Source organism: Alteromonas sp. AO-Serp (assembly GCF_017849675.1).
In the GTDB taxonomy this organism is placed as follows: Bacteria; Pseudomonadota; Gammaproteobacteria; order Enterobacterales; family Alteromonadaceae; genus Alteromonas; species Alteromonas macleodii.
In genome coordinates, this window is the sequence record NZ_JAFLMX010000149.1 from 77,316 (window position 1) to 84,245 (window position 6,930).

5 protein-coding genes and 3 tRNA genes are annotated in these 6,930 nt (G+C 45.9%); 3 read left to right on the forward strand and 5 right to left on the reverse strand.

The window, feature by feature from the left end; genetic code table 11:
• Positions 1-28 precede the first annotated feature (28 nt).
• A complete protein-coding gene (locus QVA83_RS11035; RefSeq protein ID WP_014949003.1) occupies positions 29-2,593 on the forward strand; it encodes a TonB-dependent receptor plug domain-containing protein in 2,565 nt (854 codons plus the stop codon).
• Between the two features lie 69 nt (positions 2,594-2,662).
• On the opposite strand, the gene QVA83_RS11040 is transcribed toward QVA83_RS11035, so the two are convergent.
• Positions 2,663-3,220, reverse strand: coding sequence for an acyl-CoA thioesterase (locus QVA83_RS11040; protein WP_069944046.1), 558 nt, complete (start codon positions 3,218-3,220; stop codon positions 2,663-2,665).
• A gap of 92 nt (positions 3,221-3,312) precedes the next feature.
• On the opposite strand from QVA83_RS11040, the gene QVA83_RS11045 reads away from it, so the two are divergent.
• Together QVA83_RS11045 and QVA83_RS11050 are read left to right on the forward strand one after the other, a co-directional pair.
• Complete coding sequence (locus QVA83_RS11045; protein WP_156078172.1) at positions 3,313-3,933, forward strand: flavin reductase family protein; 621 nt, start codon at positions 3,313-3,315, stop codon at positions 3,931-3,933.
• Positions 3,934-3,983: 50 nt separating this feature from the next.
• The gene (locus tag QVA83_RS11050; protein WP_014978884.1) at positions 3,984-4,640 is read left to right on the forward strand and encodes a cupin domain-containing protein; all 657 of its coding nucleotides are present in this window, start codon (positions 3,984-3,986) and stop codon (positions 4,638-4,640) included.
• Positions 4,641-4,811: 171 nt separating this feature from the next.
• Here the strand turns inward: QVA83_RS11050 and QVA83_RS11055 are convergent, their stop codons facing one another.
• The 4 genes from QVA83_RS11055 to QVA83_RS11070 all read right to left on the reverse strand — a co-directional run bounded on the left by QVA83_RS11055 (position 4,812) and on the right by QVA83_RS11070 (position 6,815).
• The gene (locus QVA83_RS11055; protein WP_156078173.1) at positions 4,812-6,218 is read right to left on the reverse strand and encodes an alanine/glycine:cation symporter family protein; all 1,407 of its coding nucleotides are present in this window, start codon (positions 6,216-6,218) and stop codon (positions 4,812-4,814) included.
• A gap of 320 nt (positions 6,219-6,538) precedes the next feature.
• Positions 6,539-6,614 (reverse strand) — tRNA-Gln (locus QVA83_RS11060).
• A gap of 4 nt (positions 6,615-6,618) precedes the next feature.
• Positions 6,619-6,703: transfer RNA gene (locus tag QVA83_RS11065), tRNA-Leu, on the reverse strand.
• A gap of 35 nt (positions 6,704-6,738) precedes the next feature.
• Positions 6,739-6,815 (reverse strand) — tRNA-Met (locus QVA83_RS11070).
• Positions 6,816-6,930 lie beyond the last annotated feature (115 nt).

Genomic DNA, 6,930 nt, shown 5'->3' on the forward strand with positions numbered 1-6,930 from the left:
AAATTTAAAAGAATTCAGGAACAACACAATGCAACAGGCAAAATTTAACGCTTCTGCTTTCAAGCTTTCCCTCATTGCTTCTGCAATTGCAGGAATGGCTTTTTCTTCTTCGTCAGTGCTTGCACAGGAGCAAGCTTCTGTTGATGAGCAAGATGTTGAGCAAATCCAAATTGTAGGTTCACGTCGCGTTGGTCGCACCATCAATGACTCCCCTGTACCTATCGACATTATCGATGCTTCATCTATAGAAGCAACGGGGCTCACTGAAACCAACATGATCTTAAACCAGTTACTGCCTAGCTTTAACTTCCCTCAGCCATCTATTACCGATGGCACCGACCACGTACGACCAGCGCAGCTGCGTGGTTTAGCACCAGACCACACGCTGGTATTAGTTAATGGTAAGCGTCGTCACACCTCTGCGCTTCTTAATTTAAATGGTTCGGTGGGGCGTGGCTCTTCAGCGGTAGATTTAAACGCTATCCCGGCTAATGCTATTAAGCGTATTGAGGTGTTGCGTGACGGTGCTGCGGCTCAGTACGGCTCAGACGCCATTGCCGGTGTTATAAATATTGTTTTGAAAGATGCTGCCGAAGGCGGTGAAGTGTCGGCAACGTATGGTGCTAACGTTACAACAATGGACGGTGTGCCTAACCTTGAAGGTGTGAGTGTTGGCGCTGACGGTAATTTAGCATTCGCTGAAGGAAGCGACAGAGACGTAACCGATGGACAAACCTTTACCCTTCGCGGAAACGTAGGCTTCGAATGGGGAGATGACGGCTTTGTTAACGTATCAGGTGAATACCGCGACCGTGGACAGGCGAACCGTTCGGACTACGACCAGCGAGAAAACTATGCGCGAGACGCGGACGGCAACTTAGACCCTCGTGAGCTTACGGTCAACCGCTACAATCACGTTTACGGAAATGGTGAGGTGGAAGATTACGCCTTGTTCATAAACGCGGGCAAAGCCCTTACTGATAGCGTTGAGTTTTATACTACCGCAGGCTACAGCACTCGTGATTCGGTAGGCGGAGGCTTTTACCGTCGTGCTCAAGATTCACGAAACGTAGTTGAAATTTATCCAGACGGATTCCTACCTTCTATTCAAACTGACATAACCGATATGTCGCTGCTTGCTGGTATTAAGGGCTATGGCGATGTGTGGAATTACGACTTGTCCGTAACACATGGTGGTAATGAGCTTGAGTATGGTGTTATCAACACCCTAAACACGTCTTTAGGTCCAACGAGTCAAACTGAGTTTGACGCGGGTACGCTAGAATACAACACCACAATTGTGAATGCTGACGCGTCACGTTTGGTAGATACCGGGTATTTCTACAGCGAAATGAACTTCGCCATGGGCGCAGAATATCGTCATGAGAGCTATGAAATAACCGCAGGTGAAGAAGGGTCTTACATACAAGGTTCGTTTGGACCTGGCGGCGTGGTGACTGACCCGGTAGACGGCCCGTTTGGTGCTGCTGGTTCGCAAGTATTCCCTGGCTTTACACCAGAATCTGCAGGTGAAAACAGCCGTCATAACTATAGCTTTTATGTGGATGTAGAAGCTGACGTTGTAGAAAACTGGAACGTAGCGGTGGCAGGGCGCTATGAAGATTATTCTGACTTCGGCAGCACGTTTAATTGGAAAATGTCTCACCGTGTAACCCTGAGTGATGCATTTGCACTTCGAGCGTCAGTATCAACCGGCTTTAGAGCACCATCGCTACAACAGCAATTCTTCACTTCAATCGCGACGGTATTTGTTGATGGCGAGCCAACAGAGACAGGCACATTTGCGCCGTCAAGTGATGTTGCGCAAGCGCTGGGCAGCCCAGGTCTTGATGCAGAAGAATCGAATAACTACAGTGCAGGTTTTACCTACTCGCCAACTGCCGATTTCAACCTGACAGTAGACTTTTATCGCATTGATATCGACGATCGTATCGTGCTGTCTAACAACCTATCAGGTGAGGGTATAGAAGCACTACTTGCGGGTACGGGAGCTAATCAGGCTCGATTCTTCTTAAATGCGATAGATTCGCGTACGGAAGGTGTTGATATCGTTTCTACCTATACGCTTAATACGTCAGATTATGGTGCGTTTAACTTTAACGCAGGTGCTAACTTTAACGATAACGAGGTAACAAATGTTATCGATGCACCTGATGTGTTGCAAAATGCAGGCTTCGACCAGGCTAACTTGTTCGATGATGTTGAACTACGTCGCTTCGAAACGGCTTCGCCTGACAGCAAACTTAACTTAGGTGTTACGTGGAATTATGACCGCTACACAACAACCTTACGCACTACTCGTTATGGTGAAGTGGAAGACCCATCGTCAGTTGAAGCACGCAATGAAATCATTCCATCAGAGTGGATCACAGACCTAGACGTTCGCATTGCGTTAACAGAAGGACTTACCGTTTCTGTTGGTGCTAACAATTTATTTGATGTGTATCCAGAAACAACCCGTGAACTTGTGGATGATGTAACTACGTTCTCGCGTTTATTCCCGTATTCAGGCTTTTCGCCTTACGGTTTTACAGGCCGTTTTGTTTACGGAAAAGTTTCGTATAGCTTCTAAATAGCACCGGTTCTTGAGTGCTGAAAGCCAGTTGATTAATACGCAACTGGCTTTTTTTGTACCTGTTACTTAGTCATTTTTCTCAAAGGTAACTGCACAGCGATGTTCATTTAAAAGCGCAAAGTCTTCTTTGGGAATAAAGGCGTCGTAATCACGTTGCAGCTTAACTTGTGCCTCTTTTCGAATTTTACTGCGGCGTATAGCCGTTACGAAATTGCGCATTTCATGGTGAGTAGATAACTCTAGCTCAGGGACTGAAACAGGTGTGCCGCTATCATCTTTGGCAACCATGGTAAAAAAGCTGTTGTTGGTATGTTTGACCTCGTTGGTTTTGATATTTTCCGTAGTGACTTTTATCCCTACTACCAAGGATGTGTTTCCGACATAATGAACGGTAGCGTCGAGGTGAAGTAAGTCACCCACTTCAACAGGCTGTAAAAACTCGACGCCATCAACGGTAACGGTTACACAATAGGCCCCTGCGTGTTTACTTGCGCAGGCATAGGCGACTTTATCCATTAACGATAAAATGACACCGCCATGCACCTTACCACCAAAATTAGCAAAAGATGGCACCATTAATTCAGTCAGTCTTGTTCTTGAAAAAGCGACATTACGTGCAGTCATAAACAACCTTTGATCTTAAGCCCTTGAAAAGCGCCGAATAAGCGTTCATATCAGTATTAGATTTACCCTACCACAAATTTTAAGGAATGGTTTTGTCACAAACGCATTTTTATCAACCAAAAGAAGGTCATGGCTTGGCTCACGATCCGTTTAACGCGATCATCGCACCGCGCCCAATCGGATGGATCTCTACAAAATCAAAAACGGGAGTGTTAAACCTTGCTCCTTACAGTTTTTTCAATGCGTTGAACTACACGCCGCCAATTATCGGCTTTTCAGTAGTAGGCAGTAAGAAAGATTCACTGGTAAACGTGCAGGAAACGGGTGAGTTTTGCTGGAATCTTGTATCAGAAGATTTGATTGATGCAATGAACACGACAAGTAAACCTCTGGCACCTGAAGAAAGTGAATTTGACCATGCAGGGCTTCAAACTGTAGAAAGTGAAGTGGTAAGCGTTCCCCGCGTAAAAGCGAGTAAGGTGAGCATGGAATGTAAGCTAACTGATGTGGTACAGCTTAAGACCGCCTCAGGTGAGGAGGTGAATAGCTGGTTTATCATGGGTGAAGTAGCGGGTGTACACATTGATAAGTCACTCATAGAGAACGGCGTTTACAGCACGCTGAAAAGTGCGCCAGTGAGTCGTGGTGGCGGACGAGGCGATTATTACACTATTTCCCGAGATAACTTTTTCGAAATGCTAAGACCAGAGTAACGGTCTTTAATAAAACAGTGACAACGCGTCAATATTAAACGGTGACCTAAATGCTAAATATGAACTTTGATGAACGTCTAGCGATTAATACGCAAATGCAAGAGTGGCAGGCGTCACCGTCTTCTACGGTATGGCGGAAGCCTTTAGAGCGTGAAGCAAAAGAGTCTGGTCATACAACTAGCGTCGTGAAGTACGAAGCTGGCGCGAGCTTTAAGCAGCATAGTCATCCTTATGGTGAAGAAATTTTGGTGCTTGAAGGTGTGTTTTCCGATGAACACGGTGATTACCCTGCAGGTACTTACTTGCGTAACCCGCCAGGCAGTAAACATAGCCCTTTCAGTAAAGAAGGCTGTGTGATTCTGGTTAAGCTGAATCAGTTTGATAAGCGCGATTTGAGTGAAGTACGGGTAAATACAAATAAAGCACAATGGCTGCAAGGGCAGGGCGGTTTACAAGTGATGCCGCTCCACAACTTTGAGCACGAACATGTGGCGCTAGTTAAGTGGCCCGTGGGTGAGATATTCAAGCCTCACAAGCATTTCGGAGGTGAAGAAATTTTTGTGCTATCGGGTACATTTAAAGACGAACATGGTGCATACCCAAAAGGCACATGGTTGCGCAATCCTCATATGAGTCAGCATCATCCTTACGTGGATGAGGAAACAATAATATGGGTGAAGACAGGGCATTTGCCAGTAGCGTTGTAGGCCGCCATTTCATTTGTTGCAGGTAAATCAAAACCAGTGTTTTACTTGCGGTCAATTGCTACAAACGAAAAAGGCTAACCCGAGGTTAGCCTTTCTTTTGTTTAGTCTCACTAGGTCAAAGTTAGCCTGGTAACATCTAACTCTAAAACACTAACTTAGTAAAAGCCGGACTTAATCCCAAATACCATCTTCTGACTTACCCTGTATTTCACAGTCGCCCGCTTTGTATTCCATGTTTGCGCTACTGTCTTTTTTCTTAAAGTAGTCTTTGCTGATAGACACAATGGTAGGGGTCATCCATACAATAGCAATGATGTTAATCACCGTCATTAGGCCCAACGCCATGTCGGCCATGGCCCATACCTGAGGTAGGGCTGCCTGTGCGCCCCAGTAAATCATGCCTAAATAACCAATAGTGTAAACTGCACGGCCTATTTTATTATCTAGCTTGAACATGTGCAGATTACTCTCGCCATAGGCATAGTTTGCCACTACAGACGTGAATGCAAATAAGCTGATGGCGGCAGCCACAAAATCAGTACCGCCTTCGCCTAGGTGACTGCTCATCGCATCTTGGGTTAGGCGTATGCCTTCCATTTGATCAGAGCTTGAACCGCCAGCAAGTAAAATGATGAAGGCAGTAGACGTACATAGCACGAGTGTATCTAAGAAAACGCCAAGCATCTGAATGTAACCCTGTGATACGGGGTGATTAGGGTTTGGCACAGCACTCGCCGCAGCGTGCGGTACAGAGCCGCTGCCCGCTTCGTTTGAATACAGTCCGCGCTGAATACCATTTTTAATGGCCGCACCGAGTGCACCAGCGCCAGCTTCCTGCAAGCCAAATGCTGATTTAATGATATCGAGCAGCATGGCTGGCAGTTCGGAAATATTAATGAAGGTTATAGCCAAAGCCACAAGCACGTAGCCTATTCCCATAAATGGCACCACAAACTCGGCAAAGCGCGCAATGCTTTTAAGGCCTCCCACGACGATTAAGGCTGCCAGTGCAATAATGGCTAGGCCTACATATTCTGTGGGGAAAGAGTACGCATTGTTTAATGCATCGGTAATAGTATTGGCTTGAACGGCGCTAAAGACAAAGCCGTAGCCAAAGAACAAACATAGAGAAAATGCGACTGCAAGCCAGGTTTTGTTCAAACCCTGCTTGATATAATAAGCGGGGCCGCCACGGAACTCGCCGTTTTCGTCACGGACCTTGTATAGCTGACCTAGTACACTTTCGGCAAAGCCAGTGGCCATACCCAAAAGGGCAATCATCCACATCCAAAAAATAGCGCCAGCACCGCCTAGAGATATAGCAACCGCGACGCCAGCTAAGTTACCCGTGCCTACACGAGCCGATAAGCTGGTACACAAAGCTTGGAATGAACTTATCCCATCCTTAGTAGAAGTGTTACTGCCCTTTAGTAGGCTGAACATATGGCCGAAGTGCCTAAGCTGCACACCACCAAGTTTAACGGTAAACCAGATACCACATGCAAGCAGCATAATGATAAGTACCTGACCGTCTCCCCAAAGAATATTGTTAACTAATGAAACGAATTCGTTTATCACGCACTTTCCTTCGTTATTGTTTTAATTATTGCTCGGCGTGTAGAAATGAACTGAACATGACAGGTGCGTTGTCAGAACAAACGCTTCGGCTTAAGCAAACTTATATTTGCTAAACCTTGGAATGAGCCGAGCTATATCGATAAAAAACCAATACTAGCACGACAATTAAATGATTGGACAATGAAAACGTACTGAAACTATGACGTTTTATGCTCGCATATAGCAAATTTATTCATTCATGGGGGAGAAGAACACATTTGCTGAACAAAACGAGAGTACAAACAAAAAAACCGCTCAAAAGAGCGGCTTTTTCAAGAATATGGCTGGGGTAACAGGACTCGAACCTATGAATGGCGGGATCAAAACCCGCTGCCTTACCAACTTGGCTATACCCCAGTCGTGGTGCGGAAGGAGAGACTTGAACTCTCACGCCGTGAAGCACTGGAACCTAAATCCAGCGTGTCTACCAATTCCACCACTTCCGCGCAGCTAGACTTTCCTAAAAGAGATAAGTGAGAATTGGTGGCTACGGCGAGATTCGAACTTGCGACCCCATCATTATGAGTGATGTGCTCTAACCAACTGAGCTACGTAGCCTTGCTATTCTCTTCCCTCTCAGGAAGTGGCGCGTATTATGCGTATATGACTGGCAACCGTCAACCCCTTTTTTACTAACTTTTTTTAAATGCTCATTAAGTGTGCGCATTAGGGC